Origin of the sequence: Allgaiera indica, from assembly GCF_900106675.1 — a bacterium.
GTDB classification, from domain to species: Bacteria; Pseudomonadota; Alphaproteobacteria; order Rhodobacterales; family Rhodobacteraceae; genus Acidimangrovimonas; species Acidimangrovimonas indica.
Map to the genome: position 1 here is coordinate 18,021 of NZ_FNOB01000003.1, position 18,930 is coordinate 36,950.

Annotated in this window: 17 protein-coding genes; 13 read left to right on the forward strand and 4 right to left on the reverse strand. The window is 67.1% G+C overall.

Features of this window, described 5'->3' with window-relative positions; translation table 11 throughout:
• Window positions 1-98: 98 nt before the first annotated feature.
• Window positions 99-896, reverse strand: coding sequence for an inositol monophosphatase family protein (locus BLV97_RS03360; protein ID WP_035841873.1), 798 nt, complete (start codon window positions 894-896; stop codon window positions 99-101).
• 423 nt (window positions 897-1,319) lie between these two features.
• Here BLV97_RS03360 and BLV97_RS03365 point away from each other — a divergent pair, with 423 nt between their 5' ends.
• From BLV97_RS03365 to BLV97_RS03380, 4 genes are read left to right on the forward strand one after another with little or no spacing between them, the layout of a single operon-like run.
• A complete protein-coding gene (locus BLV97_RS03365) occupies window positions 1,320-2,906 on the forward strand; it encodes an ABC transporter substrate-binding protein (protein ID WP_035841875.1) in 1,587 nt (528 codons plus the stop codon).
• Window positions 2,907-2,910: 4 nt separating this feature from the next.
• Window positions 2,911-3,867, forward strand: coding sequence for an ABC transporter permease (locus tag BLV97_RS03370; RefSeq protein WP_035841877.1), 957 nt, complete (start codon window positions 2,911-2,913; stop codon window positions 3,865-3,867).
• Complete coding sequence (locus BLV97_RS03375; protein ID WP_035841879.1) at window positions 3,864-4,682, forward strand: ABC transporter permease; 819 nt, start codon at window positions 3,864-3,866, stop codon at window positions 4,680-4,682. The genes BLV97_RS03370 and BLV97_RS03375 overlap by 4 nt, the downstream gene beginning before the upstream one ends.
• The gene (locus tag BLV97_RS03380) at window positions 4,675-6,312 is read left to right on the forward strand and encodes an ABC transporter ATP-binding protein (RefSeq protein ID WP_035841881.1); all 1,638 of its coding nucleotides are present in this window, start codon (window positions 4,675-4,677) and stop codon (window positions 6,310-6,312) included. Before BLV97_RS03375 ends, BLV97_RS03380 begins: the two co-directional genes overlap by 8 nt.
• Window positions 6,313-6,423: 111 nt before the next feature.
• On the opposite strand, the gene BLV97_RS03385 is transcribed toward BLV97_RS03380, so the two are convergent.
• Window positions 6,424-7,182, reverse strand: a complete 759-nt coding sequence (locus BLV97_RS03385; RefSeq protein WP_035841884.1) for a class II aldolase and adducin N-terminal domain-containing protein — start codon at window positions 7,180-7,182, stop codon at window positions 6,424-6,426.
• 266 nt (window positions 7,183-7,448) lie between these two features.
• Here BLV97_RS03385 and BLV97_RS03390 point away from each other — a divergent pair, with 266 nt between their 5' ends.
• From BLV97_RS03390 to BLV97_RS03420, 7 genes are all read left to right on the forward strand, one after another.
• Window positions 7,449-8,828, forward strand: a complete 1,380-nt coding sequence (locus BLV97_RS03390; RefSeq protein ID WP_035841886.1) for a phosphohexomutase domain-containing protein — start codon at window positions 7,449-7,451, stop codon at window positions 8,826-8,828.
• Window positions 8,829-8,975: 147 nt separating this feature from the next.
• Entirely contained in the window at window positions 8,976-9,833 is an 858-nt protein-coding gene (locus tag BLV97_RS03395) for an FAD binding domain-containing protein (protein ID WP_035841888.1), read from the forward strand.
• A complete protein-coding gene (locus tag BLV97_RS03400) occupies window positions 9,830-10,306 on the forward strand; it encodes a (2Fe-2S)-binding protein (protein ID WP_035841890.1) in 477 nt (158 codons plus the stop codon). Before BLV97_RS03395 ends, BLV97_RS03400 begins: the two co-directional genes overlap by 4 nt.
• A 1-nt stretch (window position 10,307) precedes the next feature.
• Window positions 10,308-12,551 carry a xanthine dehydrogenase family protein molybdopterin-binding subunit gene (locus tag BLV97_RS03405; RefSeq protein ID WP_035841892.1) on the forward strand — a complete coding sequence of 748 codons (2,244 nt, stop codon included), beginning with the start codon at window positions 10,308-10,310 and terminating at the stop codon, window positions 12,549-12,551.
• Window positions 12,552-12,555: 4 nt separating this feature from the next.
• Entirely contained in the window at window positions 12,556-12,801 is a 246-nt protein-coding gene (locus BLV97_RS03410; RefSeq protein ID WP_035841895.1) for a MoaD/ThiS family protein, read from the forward strand.
• Between the two features lie 87 nt (window positions 12,802-12,888).
• Window positions 12,889-13,761, forward strand: coding sequence for a 50S ribosomal protein L11 methyltransferase (locus BLV97_RS03415; protein WP_035841897.1), 873 nt, complete (start codon window positions 12,889-12,891; stop codon window positions 13,759-13,761).
• Window positions 13,762-13,839: 78 nt separating this feature from the next.
• Window positions 13,840-14,181 carry a hypothetical protein gene (locus BLV97_RS03420; RefSeq protein ID WP_035841899.1) on the forward strand — a complete coding sequence of 114 codons (342 nt, stop codon included), beginning with the start codon at window positions 13,840-13,842 and terminating at the stop codon, window positions 14,179-14,181.
• A gap of 267 nt (window positions 14,182-14,448) precedes the next feature.
• Here BLV97_RS03420 and BLV97_RS03425 read toward each other — a convergent pair whose 3' ends face one another.
• On the reverse strand, window positions 14,449-14,661 hold the full coding sequence (locus tag BLV97_RS03425) for a DUF1127 domain-containing protein (protein ID WP_035841901.1): 213 nt from the start codon (window positions 14,659-14,661) through the stop codon (window positions 14,449-14,451).
• 328 nt (window positions 14,662-14,989) lie between these two features.
• On the opposite strand from BLV97_RS03425, the gene ruvC reads away from it, so the two are divergent.
• Window positions 14,990-15,502 (forward strand): crossover junction endodeoxyribonuclease RuvC, encoded by a 513-nt coding sequence (gene ruvC / locus BLV97_RS03430; protein WP_035841903.1) that lies wholly within the window; start codon window positions 14,990-14,992, stop codon window positions 15,500-15,502.
• Entirely contained in the window at window positions 15,499-16,191 is a 693-nt protein-coding gene (gene ruvA, locus BLV97_RS03435) for a Holliday junction branch migration protein RuvA (RefSeq protein WP_035841904.1), read from the forward strand. Before ruvC ends, ruvA begins: the two co-directional genes overlap by 4 nt.
• 276 nt (window positions 16,192-16,467) lie before the next feature.
• Here ruvA and BLV97_RS03440 read toward each other — a convergent pair whose 3' ends face one another.
• A complete protein-coding gene (locus BLV97_RS03440) occupies window positions 16,468-18,903 on the reverse strand; it encodes a GcvT family protein (RefSeq protein ID WP_035841905.1) in 2,436 nt (811 codons plus the stop codon).
• Window positions 18,904-18,930 lie beyond the last annotated feature (27 nt).

The following is an 18,930-nucleotide window of genomic DNA, read 5'->3' on the forward strand; positions in this document are numbered from 1 at the left end:
GTCGGGGTGCTGGTGCCATTCCTGCCCGCATAACAGCTTTGGCGCGCGTCTCTGCGGCGGTAACCTTGCTGAGGGGAAGCGCTGACCGCACGGCGCGGTCAGCCGGCGCGGAGCACCTTGGCGAAGGGGGCGAAGATCTGGTTGTTCGCGGCGATCACCGCGCCCTTGCCCAGGATGTCGTCGCTCTCGCGCAGCGGCCCGATCATGCCGCCGGCTTCGCGCACCAGGATCAGCCCGGCGGCCATGTCCCAGCTGTTCAACCCGCGCTCCCAATAGCCGTCATACCGTCCCGCCGCGACATAGGCGAGGTCGAGCGCTGCCGCCCCCCAGCGCCGCACGCCGGCGCAGACCGGCATCAGGCGGCCCAGGTCGGCCAGCGTCGCCGGCAGGGTCGAGCGCCCGCCGAACGGCACGCCGGTGGCGAAGATGCATTCCAGCATGTTGCGCCGGCCCGAGACCCGCAGCCGCTGGTCGTTCATCCAGGCGCCGGCGCCCTTCTCGGCCCAGAACAGTTCATCCTTGGCGGCGTCGTAGACCACGCCGGCGGTGATCTCTCCCTTGTGCTCCAGCGCGATCGAGATCGCCCAGTGCGGCAGGCCATGCAGGAAGTTCGTCGTGCCGTCCAACGGATCGACGATCCAGCGCCGGGTCGGGTCCTCGCCCTCGACCGGGGCGCTTTCCTCGCCGACCCAGCCATAGGTGGGACGGCCTCCCATCAGCTCCTCGCGGATGATCTTCTCGGCGGCGATGTCGGCGCGGCTGACGAAATCGCCCGGGCCTTTCGAGGACACCTGCAGGTTTTCGACCTCGCGGAAATCCTTGACCAGGCTGCGGGCCGCACGGCGCGCGGCCTTGATCATCAGGTTGAGGTTGGCGCTGCCCTGCTGCGTGCTCATCGTCCGGCTCCTTCGGTTCGCGGCCCCTATAGGCGCAAAGCCCTTCGAAGGGAAGGGGCCGCAGGGTTCGGGCGGCGTTGCAAGACGCGTCAGGCGGCCGGGCCCGTTCGCCGACACGAAGGGCTTTTTTCGCCGCCGGGCGCCGCGGGGCGGAAATGCCGCTTTGCGCGCCGTCGACTTCCGGGGCCGAGCGTGAAGCTTTGGTAAAAAATGCGTCCGGTACTGTGGACATGAAGGGATGAGGCCCCGATAGTGCGGCCACACCATGTTGACCTTGATCCAGCCCCGCGCGGCCCGATGGCTCGGCCCGTGCAACGCGCCCTGGCAGTCGGGGGGGAGGAAATCGTTGCCGCAACGCCGCCAGGCGGGTTATTGATCGGATAGTCAACAAAAAACGAATTCGACCATGGGAGGGACTTTCAGATGAACGACGAACTGCGTTACCTTGCGGCCCGGGCGGCCGCCGGCCGGCTGAACCGCCGCGCTTTCCTGGGCCGCGCCGCCGCGCTGGGGGTCACCTCGGTGGCTGCGAACACGATGCTGTCCGGGGCCGCCCGAGCCGCGGGGCCGAAGAACGGCGGCATGCTGACGATGGGGCTTGGCGGCGGGCAAAGCACGGATTCGCTGGATCCCGCGCTGGCGGCCAGCCAGGTGCCCTACATGTACCTGCAGACGGCGGGTGATCGTTTGACGGATGTGGCGCCGGATGGCTCCGTCATGATGAAGCTGGCCGAAGAGGTTTCCAGCTCCAAGGACGCGAAGACCTGGACCTTCAAGATCCGCAAGGGGGTGACGTTCCACAACGGCAAGCCGCTGACCCCCGATGACGTCATGAAGACGATGCAGCGCCATTCGGACAAGAAATCGAAATCCGGTGCGCTGGGCATCATGAAGGGGATCGCGTCGATGAAGGTCGATGGCGACAACTTCATCGTCGAGCTTAATACCGCGAATGCCGACCTGCCCTATCTGATGTCCGATTATCACCTTGTCATCCAGCCCGGCGGCGGCATGGGCGATCCCGGCGCGGGGATCTTCGCGGGACCCTACAAGATCGCGCATTTCGAACCCGGCGTGCGGATCCAGTTCGAGAAGTTCCAGGAGTACTGGGACAAGGACGTGGGGCATTTCGACCAGATCCAGATGCTGGTGATCAACGATTCCACCGCCCGCAACGCGGCGCTGCAATCGGGGCAGGTGCAGATGGTCAACTCGGTCGAGCCGCGCGTGGCCGATCTGCTGAAGCGGGCGCCGCATCTGGAGGTGGCGGTGACCAGCGGTCGCGGCTTTTACTGCTTCAACATGTTCTGCAACACCAAGCCGTTCTCGGACAATCACCTGCGCCTGGCGCTGAAGCTGGGCATCGACCGCGAGGAGCTGGTGAAGAAGATCCTTGCGGGCTATGGCTCGGTCGGCAACGACATGCCGGTGAACAAGGCCTATCCGCTGTTCTCGGACGACATTCCGCAGCGCAGCTATGATCCCGACAAGGCCCGGCACCACCTGAAGAAATCGGGTCATGACGGTGAGATCGTGCTGATCACCGCGGATGGCGCGTTCTCGGGCGCGGTGGACGCCGCGCAGCTGTTCCAGCAAAGCGCGGCCAAGGCGGGCCTCAAGATCAAGGTGCAGCGCGCCCCGAACGATGGCTACTGGACGGAAGTCTGGAACAAGAAGCCGTTCTCGGCCTCGTACTGGGCCGGGCGCCCGACCCAGGACCAGATGTATTCCACCGCCTATATCTCTTCGGCGGCCTGGAATGACACGCGTTTCTTCGACAAGAAGTTCGACAAGATCATCGTCGAGGCGCGTGGGGAACTGGATCGCGCGAAGCGCAAGGAGCTTTACCGCGAGGCGGGCATGATCATCCGCGACAAGGGCGGGCTGATCAACCCGATGTTCAATCAGTTCCTCAATGCCTATGACAATACCAGGATCGCGGGGTGGCAAGCGAACCCCAACGGCGACATGATGAACGGCCTGGCCGGCGTGCTGTGCTATCAGACGTAAGCCGATGAATGTCGTCGCGAAACTGGTTGCCCAGCGCATCGCGCTGGGCCTGCTGCTGCTGCTTGCGGCATCGGTGCTGATCTTCGTGGGCACCAACATCCTGCCCGGCGACGTGGCCCAGGCGATCCTGGGGCAATCGGCCACGCCCCAGGCGCTGGCCAACCTGCGGGCCGAGCTGGGGCTGAACCAGCCGGCCTATATCCGCTATTTCGAATGGCTGGGGGGTGTGCTGCACGGCGATCTGGGCCATTCGCTGACCAATGGCCAAGATATCGCGACCGCGATCGCGGGGCGGCTGGCGAACACACTGTTCCTGGCCTCGGTCGCGGCGGTGATCGCGGTGCCGCTGGCGGTGACACTGGGCCTGATCGCGGTGCGCTACCGCGATCGCTGGCCCGACAAGCTGATCTCAGCGGTGACACTGACCTCGGTTTCGCTGCCGGAATTCCTGCTGGGCTATATCGTGATCTATTTCCTGGCGGTGCAGCTGCGCATCGCGCCCTCGGTGGCGACGATCTATCCGGGGATGAGCCTTTTTCAGAAACTTCACGCGGTGATCCTGCCGGCCCTGGTGCTGGTGCTGGTGGTGCAGGGCCAGATGATGCGCATGACCCGCGCGGCGGTGCTGAACCTGATGCAATCGGCCTATATCGAGACGGCCGAGCTGAAGGGCCTGCGCCCCTTCCTGATCATCGCGCGCCATGCCTTCCCCAACGCCATCTCTCCGATCGTCAACGTGGTGATGATCAACCTCGCCTATCTGGTCGTCGGCATCGTGGTGACCGAGGTCGTCTTCACCTATCCCGGCATGGGCCAGTACCTGGTCGATCACGTCGCCAAGCGCGACATCCCGGTGGTGCAGGCCAGCGCGCTGATCTTCGCGGCAGTCTATATCGGGCTGAATATGCTGGCCGATGTGATCTCGATCCTGACCAATCCCAGGCTGAGGCACCCGAAATGAGGAACATCCCCCTTTCGGCCCTGGTCGGGCTGATCATAACCGCAGGCTTCTTCCTGGCCGCGATCCTTGCGCCCTGGATCGCCCCCTATCCCCTGGGCGCCGCGGTGGGCGGCGTCTGGAAGGCGGCCTCGGCCAGCCACTGGCTGGGCACCGACGGCATCGGGCGCGATGTGCTGAGCCGGATGATCTGGGGCGGGCGCACCACGATCTGGATCGCCACCGTCGCGACCATCCTCAGCTTCGGCACCGGTGCCACGCTGGGCTTCATTGCCGCCGTCATGGGCGGCTGGGTCGATCAGGCGATCTCGCGCTTCGTCGATCTGGTCATGTCGATCCCGTCGCTGATCTTCGCGCTGGTGGTGCTGACGGTGATCCCGCCCAGCACCACGGTGCTGATCCTGGTGATGGGCTTTCTCGACGCCACGCGCCCCTACCGGGTGGCGCGCGCCGTGGCGGTGGACATCACCGTGATGGATTACGTCGAGGCCGCCCGCCTGCGCGGTGAAGGCCGGCTGTGGATCATCTTCCGCGAGGTGCTGCCCAACGCGCTGAGCCCGCTGGTGGCCGAGATGGGGCTGCGCTTCATCTTCCAGGTGCTGCTGCTGTCGACACTGTCGTTCCTGGGCCTTGGCGTGCAGCCGCCGCTGACCGACTGGGGCGGCATCGTGAAGGAAAACAAGGATGGGCTGGTTTATGGGGTGACGGCGGCACTGTATCCGGCGGTGGCGATCGCCGCGCTGGCGATTTCGGTCAATCTGGTGGCCGATTGGATCCTCAATCGCACGACCAGCCTGAAAGGGGGCCGCGGTGGCTGACACGCTTCTGGAAATCCGAAACCTGCGCATCGAGGCCACCGCCTACCCGCCCGGAGAGCCCCCGCAGGAGATCGTCATTGTCGATGACGTGTCCCTCGCGCTGGAAAAGGGCCGCGTGCTGGGGCTGATAGGCGAATCCGGCGCGGGCAAGTCCACCATCGGGCTTTCGGCCATGGCCTATGGCCGGGGCGGGGTGCGTATCACCGGGGGCGAGATCGTGCTGAACGGGCGCGATCTGCGCAAGCTGCGCCCGGCGGGAATGCGCGCCGCGCGCGGGCGCGAGGTCACCTATGTCGCGCAATCGGCGGCGGCGGCCTTCAACCCGGCGAAACGGCTGATGGATCAGGTCATCGAGACCACGCTGCAGCATCGGCTGATGCCGCGCGCGGCCGCAGAGGCACGCGCGGTGGAGCTGTTCGCCAAGCTGGGCCTGCCGGATCCCGAAACCTTCGGCCGGCGCTATCCGCACCAGGTATCGGGCGGGCAGTTGCAGCGGGCGATGACGGCGATGGCGCTGTGTCCCGCACCCGACCTGGTGATCTTCGACGAGCCCACGACCGCGCTGGACGTGACCACCCAGATCGATGTGCTGGCCGCGATCAAGGAGGCGATCGCCGACACCGGGGTCGGGGCGCTTTATATCACCCACGATCTGGCGGTGGTGGCGCAGGTCAGCGATGACATCATGGTGCTGCGCGGCGGCAAGACGGTGGAATACGGCCCCGTGCGTCAGATCATCGAGGCGCCTCAGCAGGAATACACCCGCGCGCTGGTCTCGGTGCGCGGCGTCGAGCACGAAGAGAAGACCCCCACGGCCGAGCCGGTGCTGAGCGTGAAGGGCGTGACCGCGCGCTACAGCGGAACCCGTTTCGACGTGCTCAGGGACATCTCGGTCGATCTGTCGCCGGGCCAGACGCTGGCGGTGGTGGGCGAAAGCGGCTCTGGCAAGTCGACGCTGGCGCGGGTGATCACCGGGCTGCTGCCGCCTTCGCAGGGCGAGATCGTCGTCGCCGGGCGCCGGCTCGGCCCCGATCTGAAGTCCCGCACGCGCGAGGATCTGCGCGAACTGCAGATGATCTACCAGATGGCCGACACGGCGATGAACCCGCGCCACACGGTCGGCACGATCATCGGCCGGCCGCTGGAATTCTACTTCGGCCTGAAAGGCGCGGCGAAGCGGCGCCGCGTACAGGAACTGCTGGACGAGATCGAGATGGGCGAGGGCTTCATCGACCGCTACCCGGCCGAGCTGTCGGGCGGCCAGAAGCAGCGCGTCTGCATTGCCCGGGCGCTGGCGGCCAAGCCGAAGATGATCATCTGCGACGAGGTGACCTCGGCCCTTGATCCGCTGGTGGCGGACGGGATCCTGAAGCTGCTGTTGAACCTGCAGAAGATCGAGCAGGTGGCCTATCTGTTCATCACCCACGATCTGGCGACGGTGCGCGCGATCGCGGATTCGATCGCGGTGATGTATCAGGGAGAGGTGGTGCGTTACGGCACGAAATCCGAGGTGCTGGCGCCTCCGTTCGACGATTACACTGATCTTTTGCTGTCTTCGGTGCCCGAGATGAAGCTGGGCTGGCTGGAAGAGGTGATCGCGCATCGCAGGATGGAAAGCGCGGGCCACTGACGCCTCGGCCGCGCGCCGCGAGCGGCTGCAAGGCGGCGTGGCCTTCGTAGGCGAAGTTGGGGCTTTGGTTGCGGGTGCAGCCGGCGTATTTTGGGAACAATGAAAGGGGGATCAGGTAGCGTAGTCGCTGCCTTCGCGGTCGAGGATCTCGCGCAGGTCGCGCAGATGGGCGGCTGCACTGTCGACGGGGTAGTCCTCAAGCTCGCGCGCGGTCTTTTCTGCGATCTCGTCGGGCAGGATGCGCAGCGGCCGGCCGGTTTGCAGGGCGCGGATGTAGGTTTCGGCAGCGCGTTCGAAATAATAGAGCCGGTTGAAGGTTTCGGCAATCGTGTCGCCGATCACCAGCACGCCGTGGTTGCCCATGATCATCGTCTTGACCTTGGGGTCGGTCAGCAGGCGGGCGCAGCGGGCGCCCTCGTCCTCGAACGCCAGGCCGCCGTAGGCGCTGTCGATCACCGTGCGATTGAAGAACATCGCGCAGTTCTGGTCGATCGGCGGCAGGCGCGAGTCGGCGAGGCTGGCCAGGACGGTGGCGTGAATCGAATGGACATGCATCACGCAGCGTGCCTGCGGGCAGGCGCGGTGGATGCCGCCGTGCAGGCCCCAAGCGGTGGGGTCGGGGGCATCGGGGCGGGTCAGCGTCGCGGGATCCTCGGCGTCGATTTCCAGCAGGTCCGAGGCGCGGATCAGCGCGAAGTGGCGTAGGTTCGGGTTCATCAGGAAGCGGGTGCCGCTGTCATCCACGGCATAGCTGAAATGATTGGCGACGGCTTCGTGCAGGTTCAGCCGGGCGGTCCAGCGGAAGGCGGCGGCCAGATCGCAGCGCGCGTCCCAATGGGTGATGTTGGCGGGGTCGGTTGGGGCGTTCATGGCATCTTTCCTTGGACGAGGGCAGTGAGGGCGGCGGTGATCGGGGCGACGGCTGGCGTATGCTAGAGACGGCGCGCGGCGCCGGGCGGCCGGCGGTGTTGCGGATGAGGGCGCGGTTTCAGGTGGAGATCAGGCGGTCATCATCGGGCATGGCGCGTCCTTTCGCGGCCATGATGAAGATTGCCGCCCCGTCCGCAAGCCCGAAGGCTGGTGCGGGGCCGTCGTGCATGCAAGAACAGGGCCATCCGGCAGCAGAGGGGGCGGCGATGAGCGAACTGACCTGTTTCAAGGCCTATGACATCCGCGGGCGGCTTGGCGTGGATCTGGACGAGGGCATCGCCGAGCGCATCGGGCGGGCCTTTGCCCAGGTGCTTGGCGCGCGGCGCGTCGTGATCGGGCGCGATTGCCGCGCCTCGTCCGAGGCGCTGACCGAGGCGGCGGTGCGGGGCCTTCTGGCGGCCGGGGCCGAGGTTCTGGATCTGGGTCTTTGCGGCACCGAAGAGATGTATTTCGCGACGACCCATTTCGGCGCGGATGGCGGGATCGAGGTGACGGCCTCGCACAATCCGATGGATTACAACGGCATGAAGATGGTGCGTGCCGGCTCGGCCCCGCTGGGCGCGGAAAACGGGCTGGCCGCGATCAAGGCGGCGGCGGAGCGGGCCGAGTTCGGCCCTGCGCGGCAAGGCACGCGGCGCCCGGCCGAGGGCGCGCGCAGGGCCTATGTGGAACGCTGCCTGTCCTTCGTAGACATCGGGGCGTTGCGGCCGCTGAAGATCGTGGTGAACGCGGGCAACGGCGCGGCGGGCCCCACGTTCGACGCGATCGCCGCGGCGCTGGTCGAGCGGGGCGCGCCGCTGGAGTTCGTGCGCGTGCATCATGCGCCCGATGGCAGCTTTCCGAACGGCATCCCGAACCCGCTCTTGCCTGAAAACCAGCCGGTCACGGCGGATGCGGTGCGCGCCGCGGGCGCCGACCTGGGCGTGGCCTGGGACGGCGATTTCGACCGATGCTTCTTCTTCGATGCGAATGGGCGCTTCATCGACGGTGAATACATCGTGGGGCTTCTGGCCGCGGCCTTCCTGGAAAAGAACCCGGGCGAGACGGTGATCCATGATCCGCGGATTATCTGGAACACGCAGGACATGGTGGCCAGGGCGGGCGGGCAGGCGGTGCAGTCGCGCACTGGCCACGCCTTCATTAAGCAGGCGATGCGCGACGCGGGCGCGATCTATGGCGGCGAGATGTCGGCGCATCATTATTTCCGCGATTTCGTCTATTGCGACAGCGGGATGATTCCCTGGCTGCTGGTGGCCGAATTGATCGGCCGGCGCGGGCAGGGGCTGGCGGCGCTGGTCGAGGCGCGCATGGCGGCCTTTCCGTCCTCGGGAGAGATCAACTTTCGCCTCGACGATCCCAAGGCGGCGATCACGCGGGTGGTGGCGGCCTATGAACGCGACGCGGAAGCGCGCGACGAGATGGACGGGATCAGCGTGAGCTTTGCGGATTGGCGCTTCAATCTGCGCTCGTCCAACACCGAGCCGGTGGTGCGGCTGAACGTGGAATCGCGTGGCGACCGGGCGTTGGTGGCGACCAAGGTGGCCGAGATCCGCGCGCTGCTGGAAGGCGGCGGGGGCGGCGCCTGACCCGACGGGCCGCGGCGTATTTGGCGAACGATGAAAGGGCTGCGCGGGGCTTCGCCAAAATGTCGCAGCCCCGGTTGCTCTTCCCCTGAAAGCGCTGATAGGCTTTGCGCGTACCGGCCCCGGCTTGGGCCAGAGAGGAACGGATTCATGCGATACGCCATACCCAAAACCGCGGCCGAGGCCGCGTCCTTGCTTATGGAGGAGGCCGCGCGCGTCCTCGCCGGTGGAACCGATCTGCTGGTGCAGATGAAATCCGGGGTGCGCAGCCCCGAGGTGATCGTCGACATCAAGCATCTGCCCGGGCTGCGCGACATCAGCCGCGAAGGCGGGGGCTTTCGCATCGGCGCGGCCGTTTCCGGCGCCGAGATGCAGGAAGATGCGGAACTGGTCGCGGCCTGGCCGGGCGTCGTCGAGGGGGTGAATCTGATCGGATCGACCCAGATCCAGGGCCGCGCGACGATGGCGGGCAATCTGTGCAACGGATCGCCCGCCGCCGATGGCGTGCCGGCGCAGATCGCGGCGCAGGCGGTGGCGCGGATCGCAGGCCCCGAGGGCGAGCGCGACTGTCCGGTGGCCGAGATCCCGACCGGGCCTGGCAAGACCTCTCTGGGCCGGGGAGAGTTCATCGCCTCGATCCTGCTGCCGGCCCGGCCCGATCGGTCGGGTGACGCCTATCTGCGCTTCATCCCGCGCACCGAGATGGACATCGCTGTCGCCGGCGCCGCGGTGAATCTGGTGCTGGCCGAGGACGGCACGGTCAAGGAGGCGCGCGTTGCCCTGGGCGCGGTCGCGCCGACCGCTATATTGGTGGAAGAGGCCGGCGCCGCGCTGGTGGGTTCCAAGCTGGAAGAGCCGGCGCTGGCCGCGCTTGTCAGGGCCTGCGAGGCCGCGTGCAAGCCGATCGACGACAAGCGCGGAACCGCCGAGTTCCGCACCCATGTGGCTGGCGTGCTGGCCAAGCGCGCCGCTCGCATCGCCTATGACCGCGCAGGAGGCCGCGCATGAAGAAGATCCATGTATCGACCCGGGTAAACGGCGACGAGGCCGATTTCGTCTGCGCCCCGGATGAGACCCTGCTGGACGCCCTGCGCGACCGGCTGGGCCTGACCGGCGCCAAGGAAGGCTGCGGCACCGGCGATTGCGGCGCTTGCAGCGTTACGCTGAATGGCCGGCTGGTCTGTTCCTGCCTGGTGCTGGCGGCCGAGGCCGAAGGCGCCGAGATCGGCACCGTCGAGGGCATCGCCGACGGCGACAAGCTGCATGTGCTGCAGCAAAGTTTCCTTGACCATGCCGCGCTGCAATGCGGGATCTGCACGCCGGGTATCCTGGTGGCCTCGAAGGCGCTGCTGGAAAAGCACCCCGAGCCCACGGATGAGGAGGTACGCTACTGGCTGGCGGGGAACCTTTGCCGCTGCACCGGCTATGACAAGATCATCCGCGCCGTGCAGGATGCCGCCCAGAAACTGAGGAGTGCGTAACATGGCCTTCGACGAACAGAAGAAGCGTGACTTCAAGGTTGTCGGCACTCGCCCGGTGCGCCCCGATGGGATCGACAAGGTCACCGGCCGGGCGATGTATGGCGCGGACCTGTCGGCGCCGGGCATGCTGGTGGCGCGCGTGCTGCGCAGCCCCCATGCCCATGCCAGGATCGTCAGGATCGACACCTCCAAGGCCGAGAAGATCCCCGGCGTGAAGGCGGTCGTGACCTCGGCCGATCTGGGCCGCCCCGCCGACGAGGCGCTGCGCGACACGCAGGACAACTGCCTTGCCCATGACAAGGTGCTTTACGACGGGCACCCGGTGGCGGCGGTGGCGGCGACCAGCGCGCAGGCCGCCAAGGCCGCGCTGGCCGCGATCGAGGTGACCTACGAGAAGCTGCCCCATGTCACCGACGTGGACGCGGCGATGAAGGCCGACGCGCCGGTGGTGCTGGAGGGCCGCGCCTATGAGGAAGTGCCCGAAGGCTGGTCGCAAAACGTCACCAACCATTGCGAATTCGGCCATGGCGATCTGGAGGACGGCTTTGCCAAGGCCGACCTGATCGTCGAGCGCAGCTTCAAGACCGAGGCGACGCATCAGGGCTATATCGAACCCCATGCCTGCCTGGCCTCGGTCGGCCCCGACGGGCGGGGCGAACTGTGGTGCTGCACCCAGGGCCAGTACATGGTGCGCGAGACCTGCGCCGGCATCCTGGAAATGGACGCGAGCCAGCTGAAGGTGACGCCCTCCGAGATCGGCGGCGGCTTTGGCGGCAAGACCACGGTGTTCATCGAACCCGTGGCGCTGGCGCTAAGCCGCAAGGCCGGGCGCCCGGTAAAGCTGGTGATGACCCGCGATGAGGTGTTCCGCGCCTCGGGCCCGACGATCCAAAGCTCGACCGACGTGAAGATCGGCATGACCAGGGACGGCCGCATCACCGCCGCCGAGGCGACGCTGCGCTATTCGGGCGGCTGCTATCCGAACTCGACCTGCATGATGGGCGCGCAGGCGGCTTTCGCCCCCTACGATCTGGAGGCGGTGAAGACGGTCGGCTGGAATGCGCTGACCAACCGCCCGAAGGAAATTTCCTACCGTGCGCCGGGCGCGCCGACGGCGATCTACGCGGTGGAAAGCGTGATCGACGAGATGTGCCAGGAACTGGGCCTCGACCCGATCGACGTGCGGTTGCAGAACGCCGCCGACAAGGGCACCAAGTCAAGCTATGGCGTGACGTTCCAGGACATCGGCCTGAAGGCCGCGCTGGAGGCCGCCAAGGCACATCCGCATTACAGCGCCCCCCTTGGTCCGAACCAGGGCCGGGGGCTGTCGTGCGGCTTTTGGTTCAACTTCGGCGGCAATTCCTCGGTGACGCTGTCGGTCAACACCGACGGCACGGTCAGCGTGACCGAAGGCAACCCCGATATCGGCGGTTCGCGCGCGTCCATTTCGATGATCGCGGCCGAGGAACTGGGCATCCCCTATGAGCGGGTGCGCACGCTGGTGGCCGATACCGCCAGCATCGGCCATTCCGACACCACCGACGGCAGCCGCGTGACCTTCATGGTCGGCCTTGCAACGATCCGCGCGGCGCGCGAGGCGACCCAGAAGATGTGCGCCCGGGCGGCGAAGATCTGGGGGATCGAACCCGACGCGGTGGAATGGGTCGATGGCGCGGCGCAGCCCGCCGGACCCAACGCCGGAAAGTTCCCGCCCATGAGCCTGGCCGAGATCGCCGCCACCAGCCTCAAGACCGGCGGGCCGATCGCGGGCCATTGCGAATCCACCGCCGATGGGGCGGGGGTCAGCTTTGGCGTGCATCTGTGCGACATCGAGGTGGATCCCGAGACCGGCTTCACCAAGGTGCTGCGCTACACGGTGTTCCAGGACGCGGGCAAGGCGATCCATCCCGATTACGTCGAGGGCCAGATGCAGGGCGGTGCCGCCCAGGGCATCGGCTGGGCGCTGAACGAGGAATATATCTACGGCGAGGACGGGCGGCTGCAGAACGCGGGCTTCCTGGACTACCGCATCCCCGTGGCCTCGGATCTGCCGCCGATCGACACGGTGATCGTCGAGGTGCCGAACCCGGGCCATCCCTATGGGGTGCGCGGGGTGGGCGAGACCTCGATCGTGCCGCCCCTGGCGGCGCTGTCGAATGCGGTCAGCCGCGCGGCCAGGGTGCGGCTGCGCGAATTGCCGATGTCGCCGCCGAAGATCCTCAAGGCGATGATGGCGAAGGGCTAGGACGATGGTGAAGGTGGCGATCTGGGGCAGCCTGCGCCACGCCACCGACGGGGCGGCGGAGGTCGAGGTCGAGGCTACGAATTTCAAGCAGCTGCTCGACCGGCTTTCCGCCGACTACCCCGGCCTTGGGCCGCAGATCGAACGCGGCGTGTCGCTGGCGGTGGATGGCAAGATCTACCGCGAAGCCTGGTTCACCCCGATCAAGCCCGACAGCGAAGTGGTGCTGATGCCCTACATGCAGGGCGGCTAGGGCCGCCGCGGCGCTTGCGCCGGGGCATTGCGCTTGACCGCTGTGCCGCCGCGCCTTACCCCCGGGGCGACCCAGGAGTGACCGATCATGCCCACCTTTTCCGCCCTGACCACCCTGCCCGGAGAGGGCCCGGCCACCGCGCTTTCGGAGGCGATGGAGCGGATGCAGCCCGCGCCCACCGGCGTCGGCGTCTTCGAGATCGAGGACGGGTCGGGCCTGTGGGAGGTGGGCGCCTATTTCGACGCCGCGCCGTCCGAGGCCGACCTTGCCCTTCTGGCCGCGGCCTTCGACGCCAGGCCCTTCAGCGTGTCCGAACTGCCCGATGTCGATTGGGTGGCCAAGGTGCGGCGTGAACTGGCCCCGGTCGAGGCCGGGCGCTTCTTCGTCTACGGTAGCCACGATGCCGACAAGGTTCCCCAGGGCAAGATCGCGCTGATGATCGAGGCCTCGATGGCCTTCGGCACCGGGCATCACGGCACCACGCTGGGTTGCCTGCTGGCGCTCGGCGCGCTCGACCGGGCGGGGTTCGTGGGCCGCAACGTCGCCGATATCGGCTGCGGCACGGCGGTGCTGGCGATGGCGGCGGCCTCGATCTGGCCGAACCCGGTGCTGGCCTCGGATATCGACGCGGTCGCGGTCGAGGTGGCGCAGGCCAACGTGGCGGTGAACGGGCTTGGCGGGCGGGTTCTGTGCCTCGAGGCCACCGGCTTCGACCATCCGCGCCTGGCCGCCGCTGCGCCGTTCGACCTTGTCTTCGCCAATATCCTGATGGGGCCGCTGGTCGCGCTGGCGCCCGCGATGGCCGATCACGTCGCCCCCGACGGAAGGGTGATTCTGTCGGGGCTGCTCAACACCCAGGCCGAAACGGTGATCAATGCCTATCAGGAGCAGGGCATTGTTCTCGAAACGCGGCAAATCCTGGGGGATTGGACCACGTTGACACTGAAGCGGGGAAAATAGGGGAAATTTGCCCTAATTCCGCCACTTTCCCGACGCAGAACAGTCCTTGTGGATGGGGCCTGCTTCGGGAGTTGACGAATGGCAGATCCCAATCTTGCCAATTTCAATGGCCGTCTGAAACGTATCCACGACGCCTATCAGCGCGGTGCAAGGTTCGAGACCGCCGACACCGCCCGTCATCAGCGCCGCCATCGGGCGCGCCGGCCCTGGGGGGCGCTCCTTCGGCCCTTGCTGATCGTGCTGGTGGCGGTCTTCGGGCTCAAGACCATGATTTACAGCCATCTGGGCGCCAGCGCCTATCAGGCCCGCGTGACCGAGATGCGCGCCGCCACCGGTTTCACGCATTATGGCGCGGTGCTGATGCAGGCGGATCCGGTCACCCGTTTTCTGGCCGCGTCGACGAAACGACTGCTGCGCTAGGCGGGCGGGGGCCGGCAGGCCGCCCGACCTTGGGGTCTTCCGGGGGGTGGTGCCGCAGCCTCAAGGACATATGCACTAATCGGGACCGGGCGGGAACTGGCGCCGCAGCCGCCAAGAGGGCCGGCGTGGCAATGCGAACGCCGGGCAGGGGCCTGCGGTCGCTACCGTTCCGGGGGCTGGAGCCGGGCTTCTGAAATGCGGAACGCCGCCCCGGTCTTGCGGTGCGGCGTTCGATGGTCCGGCGCATGGAAGGCCGGAAAGAAGGATTTACAGGCGCTGCTTGCCGAGGCCGTCGATATCGCCGCGGCACAGGCCGATATCTTCCAGCTCGCGATCGCTCAGCTTGTCCAGCGCGTGGCGGGTCAGACGCACGTCATTCCAGTCGCGCAGCTTATGCACCAGGGTCCAGATGCTCTGAACCAGGTGGAAGGTGGTGATGGCGCCAAGGGGCGCCGGGCGGGTCGTCTCATAGGCGGCCATGACGGTTTCCTTTCACAAACTGCCCGAGAAGCGGGCATCTCCTTTGGATGGCTGCCAATTAGTCGAGCCGATTTGATGCGGCAAGCGGGGCAATCGCATGGCTTCTATGCAATTTTCGCATGCCCCCGCAGGTCGGTTTCTTGCACCTGCGGCAATTCGAGCAGTAGCCTTCCAAAACAGTCGCATACAGGCGTTGGAGCGGCGTATTTCTCCTCCTTTATGCTGCGATGCGGCATTGCGAATATCGGCGGTGCGGCATGGCGCGGCACTGGCGGGTGTTCGCCATTCGTGCTAGTGCGTGAAAAAAGACACAAATCGAGGGGGCAGAATGCGCGTATTGGGGATCGACCCCGGCCTTCGCAACCTCGGCTGGGGGGTGATCGACGTGGCCGGCACCCGTATCAGCCATGTCGCGAACGGCATCTGCCATTCCGATTCGGGCGATCTGTCGGCGCGGCTGCTGACGTTGCATACCCAGCTTTCCGACGTGCTGCACCGATATGGGCCGGGCCATGCAGCGGTGGAACATACCTTTGTCAACAAGGACGCGGTGGCGACGCTGAAGCTGGGGCAGGCGCGGGGGATCGCGCTTTTGGTGCCGGCGCAGTTCGGCCTTGAGGTGGGCGAATACGCCCCGAACGCCGTGAAGAAGGCGGTCGTCGGCGTCGGCCATGCTGCCAAGGCGCAGATCGACCACATGGTGCGGCTGCAGCTTCCCGGTGTGCAGATCGACGGGCCGGACGCGGCGGATGCGCTGGCCATCGCCATCTGCCACGCCCATCACCTGCAATCTGCCGGCCGTCTGGTGGCCGCACTGGCCAAGGCGGAGGCTGGGCGATGATCGGCCGCATCGCCGGGCGGATCGAATATCGCGGCACCGACCATGTGCTGATCGACGTGCGCGGCGTGGGCTATATCGTCCATGTTTCGGATCGTACGCTTGCGGCTCTGCCTGGGGTGGGAGAGGCCTGCGCGCTTTATACCGACCTTCTGGTGCGCGAGGAGCTATTGCAGCTTTTCGGTTTTCCGACGCTTTTGGAAAAGGAATGGCATCGCCTGTTGATGGGCGTGCAGGGCATCGGCGCCAAGGCCTCGATGGCGATCCTGGGGGCGCTGGGGGCGGAAGGCACGGCGCGGGCGATCGCGCTGGGGGATGCCAAGGCGATCACCGCCGCGCCTGGCGTCGGCCCAAAGATCGCGCAGCGCGTGGTGATGGAGCTGAAGACCAAGGCGCCTTCGGTCATGGCGCGCGCGGGCGGGCTGGCGGCGGCGGCCGCGCCGTCAGACGACGGCGAGGTGATCGAGCCCGCGGCCCCCACGGCCAAGCCTGCGCGTCAGGCCCCGGCGGTGCCCTCGGCGGCGCAGGCGCGGGCGATCCAGGCGGCGGATGCGCTCTCGGCGCTGGTCAACCTGGGGTACAACCAGTCCGACGCGGCCGAGGCGGTGGCGCTGGCCTCGGACGCCGACCCCGAGGCCGAGGCCGCCGCTCTGATCCGCGCCGCGCTGAAGCACCTTGCCCCGAAGACCTGAACGGGCAGGGGCGTACCCCGCGACGTGGATCTTCCTGCCTGCTCGCACCTGCGCGTCGATATCGGGCGGCACCATGCAGGGCGCCCGCGCCAGGATCGCGTCGCGCCGCCTGCCGTGGGTCCGCCGCGCCCGGAGCGAAACGCGGCACCCGCTCGCCGCTTCCGTCCGATTGCCCTTTCATCTTGGCAAAAATACTCCACGGGGGCGCGCGCATCGTCGCGCCAGCGGTCCGAGCGACAATGACGACGGGGGGCAGGCCCCCGCCGCCGAGGCCTGCTACATCCGCATCCGTTCGGCCTTGGGGTCATACATCGGCGCAAGGCTTGCTGTTGCCGCCACCCGCCGCCCCGCGATTTCGATCTCATAGGCCGAGGCCAGCACCTCCGCCGCGCTCTCTCCCGCACAGGGGACATAGCCCAGCCCCACCGCGCCCCCAAGCGCATGGCCGTAATTGCCCGAACTCACCACGCCGATGATCCGTCCGTCCCGGACCAGCGCCTCGTTGTGGAACAGCATCGCTTCGGGATCCTCCAGCAGGAACTGCACCAGCCGCCGCCCCAGCCCCGCCGCGCGCTTGCGCAGCACCGCCTCGCGGCCGATGAAATCGCCCTTGTCCTCCCTCACGGCAAAGCCCAGCCCGGCCTCCAGCACATGATCCTCGTCGGTGATGTCATGGCCGAAGTGGCGAAAGCCCTTCTCGATCCGGCAGCTGTCCAGCGCATGAAGCCCGCAAAGCGTCAGCTCGGGCGCGGCTTCCATCAGCGCCTCGAACACATGCGCGGCCTGATCGGTGGAAACATAAAGCTCCCACCCCAACTCGCCGACGTAGGAAACCCGATGGGCCCGGGCCAACCCCATGCCGATCTCGATCTCGCGTGCAACCCCGAAGGGATGGGCGGCGTTCGATAGATCGTCGGGGCTGACCCGGGCCAGCACCTCGCGCGACCCGGGACCCATCAGGCAGAACACCGCCTCGGCCGCCGTAACATCGGTGATCACCGCCAGATCCCCGCCCAGATGCCGGCGCAGCCAGGCCAGATCGCGCTGCAAGGTGGCGCCGGGCACAACCAGCAGAAAGGCGGCCTCGGATAGCCGCGTCACCGTCAGGTCGCTCTCGATCCCGCCACGGAGGTTCAGCATCTGAGTATAAACGATCCGCCCCGCCGCCACGTCGATCTGGTTTGCACAAAGCCGCTGCAGGAAGCGCAGCGCGCCCGGCCCCTCGACCCGGATCTTGCCGAACGAGGTCATGTCGAACAGACCCACGCCCTCGCGCACCGCCATATGCTCGGCGCGCTGGTTCTCGAACCAGTTCGGCTTGCCCCAGCAATAGCGATATTCGGCGGCCTGGCCGTCGCGCGCGAACCAATTCGCCCGCTCCCATCCCGCGACCTCGCCGAACACCGCGCCGCGGGCCTTCAGGTGTTCATGGATGGGCGATCGCCGCACGCCGCGCGCCGTCGCCATCTGCCGGTTCGGCCAGTGATCGGCGTAAAGCAGGCCCAGCGTCTCGCTTACCCGTTCGCGCAGATAGCGGCGGTTGCGCTGGAAGGGCTGGGCGCGGCGGATATCCACCTCCCACAGATCGAAGGGCGGCACCCCGTCTTCCATCCATTGCGCCAGCGCCATCCCGGCGCCGCCTGAACTGACGATGCCGATGGAATTGTAGCCCGCCGCGACCCAGTAGCCGCCCAATTCCGGCGCCTCGCCCAGATAATAGCGGTCGTCGGGGGTGAAGCTTTCGGGCCCGTTGAAGAATGTATGGATGCCGGCCGTCTGGAACATCGGCATTCGCGCCGTCGCCATCTCCAGGATCGGCTCGAAATGCGCGAAATCCTCTGGCAGGGCGTCGAATTCGAATTCCTCGGGGATGCCGGCCATGCCCCAGGGCTTGGCCTTCGGCTCGAAGGCCCCCAGCATCATCTTGCCCGCGTCGGACTTGTAATAGGCGCATTCGTCCGGCACCCGCAGCACCGGAAGATGGCCCAGGCCCGCGATCGGCTCGGTCACCAGATAGAAATGCTCGCAGGCATGCAGCGGCAGGCTGACGCCCGAGCTGGCGGCCAGATCGCGGCCCCACATGCCGCCGCAATTCACCACCATCCCGGCGGCGATATGGCCACGCGTCTCGCCCGCCTGCCAGTCGACGCCGGTGACCCGGCCGCCCGCCTGCGTCACGGCGGTCACCTTCACGCCCTCGGCGATGCGCGCGCCCCGCATCCGCGCGCCCTTGGCCAGCGCCATGGCGATATTGGCCGGGTCGCATTGCCCGTCGCCCGGCAGATGCACCGCACCCACCACATCGCCCACCTCCAGATGCGGATACATTGCCTTCACCTCGGCAGGCCCGATTTCGGCCACTTCGACATCGAAGGCCCGCGCCAGGCTCGCCTGCCGCAGCAATTCCTCATGCCGCTCCGCCGTCAGCGCGACCGAGATCGACCCCACCTGCCGCAGGCCGGTGGCCACCCCCGTCTCGGCCTCCAGCCCGGCGTAGAGATCGGCCGAATACTTCGCCAGCCGCGTCATGTTCTGCGATCCGCGCAACTGCCCCACCAGCCCCGCCGCATGCCAGGTGGTGCCGCAGGTCAGCCGCCTGCGCTCCAGCAGAACCACATCAGTCCAGCCCAGCTTCGCCAGATGATAGGCGACCGAGCAGCCGGAAACCCCGCCTCCGATGATCACCACCCGCGCCTGTCTCGGAAGCTCCATCCTTCAGCCCTTCATCTTGGCAAAAAT

What these genes read in the sequence shown, in the direction of transcription:
- BLV97_RS03360 (WP_035841873.1), bottom strand. Translation starts at nt 896, where the DNA reads ATGAGCACGCAGCAGGGCAGCGCCAACCTCAACCTGATGATCAAGGCC.
- BLV97_RS03365 (WP_035841875.1), top strand. Translation starts at nt 1,320, where the DNA reads ATGAACGACGAACTGCGTTACCTTGCGGCCCGGGCGGCCGCCGGCCGG.
- BLV97_RS03370 (WP_035841877.1), top strand. Translation starts at nt 2,911, where the DNA reads ATGAATGTCGTCGCGAAACTGGTTGCCCAGCGCATCGCGCTGGGCCTG.
- BLV97_RS03375 (WP_035841879.1), top strand. Translation starts at nt 3,864, where the DNA reads ATGAGGAACATCCCCCTTTCGGCCCTGGTCGGGCTGATCATAACCGCA.
- BLV97_RS03385 (WP_035841884.1), bottom strand. Translation starts at nt 7,182, where the DNA reads ATGAACGCCCCAACCGACCCCGCCAACATCACCCATTGGGACGCGCGC.
- BLV97_RS03390 (WP_035841886.1), top strand. Translation starts at nt 7,449, where the DNA reads ATGAGCGAACTGACCTGTTTCAAGGCCTATGACATCCGCGGGCGGCTT.
- BLV97_RS03395 (WP_035841888.1), top strand. Translation starts at nt 8,976, where the DNA reads ATGCGATACGCCATACCCAAAACCGCGGCCGAGGCCGCGTCCTTGCTT.
- BLV97_RS03400 (WP_035841890.1), top strand. Translation starts at nt 9,830, where the DNA reads ATGAAGAAGATCCATGTATCGACCCGGGTAAACGGCGACGAGGCCGAT.
- BLV97_RS03405 (WP_035841892.1), top strand. Translation starts at nt 10,308, where the DNA reads ATGGCCTTCGACGAACAGAAGAAGCGTGACTTCAAGGTTGTCGGCACT.
- BLV97_RS03410 (WP_035841895.1), top strand. Translation starts at nt 12,556, where the DNA reads ATGGTGAAGGTGGCGATCTGGGGCAGCCTGCGCCACGCCACCGACGGG.
- BLV97_RS03415 (WP_035841897.1), top strand. Translation starts at nt 12,889, where the DNA reads ATGCCCACCTTTTCCGCCCTGACCACCCTGCCCGGAGAGGGCCCGGCC.
- BLV97_RS03420 (WP_035841899.1), top strand. Translation starts at nt 13,840, where the DNA reads ATGGCAGATCCCAATCTTGCCAATTTCAATGGCCGTCTGAAACGTATC.
- BLV97_RS03425 (WP_035841901.1), bottom strand. Translation starts at nt 14,661, where the DNA reads ATGGCCGCCTATGAGACGACCCGCCCGGCGCCCCTTGGCGCCATCACC.
- ruvC (WP_035841903.1), top strand. Translation starts at nt 14,990, where the DNA reads ATGCGCGTATTGGGGATCGACCCCGGCCTTCGCAACCTCGGCTGGGGG.
- ruvA (WP_035841904.1), top strand. Translation starts at nt 15,499, where the DNA reads ATGATCGGCCGCATCGCCGGGCGGATCGAATATCGCGGCACCGACCAT.
- BLV97_RS03440 (WP_035841905.1), bottom strand. Translation starts at nt 18,903, where the DNA reads ATGGAGCTTCCGAGACAGGCGCGGGTGGTGATCATCGGAGGCGGGGTT.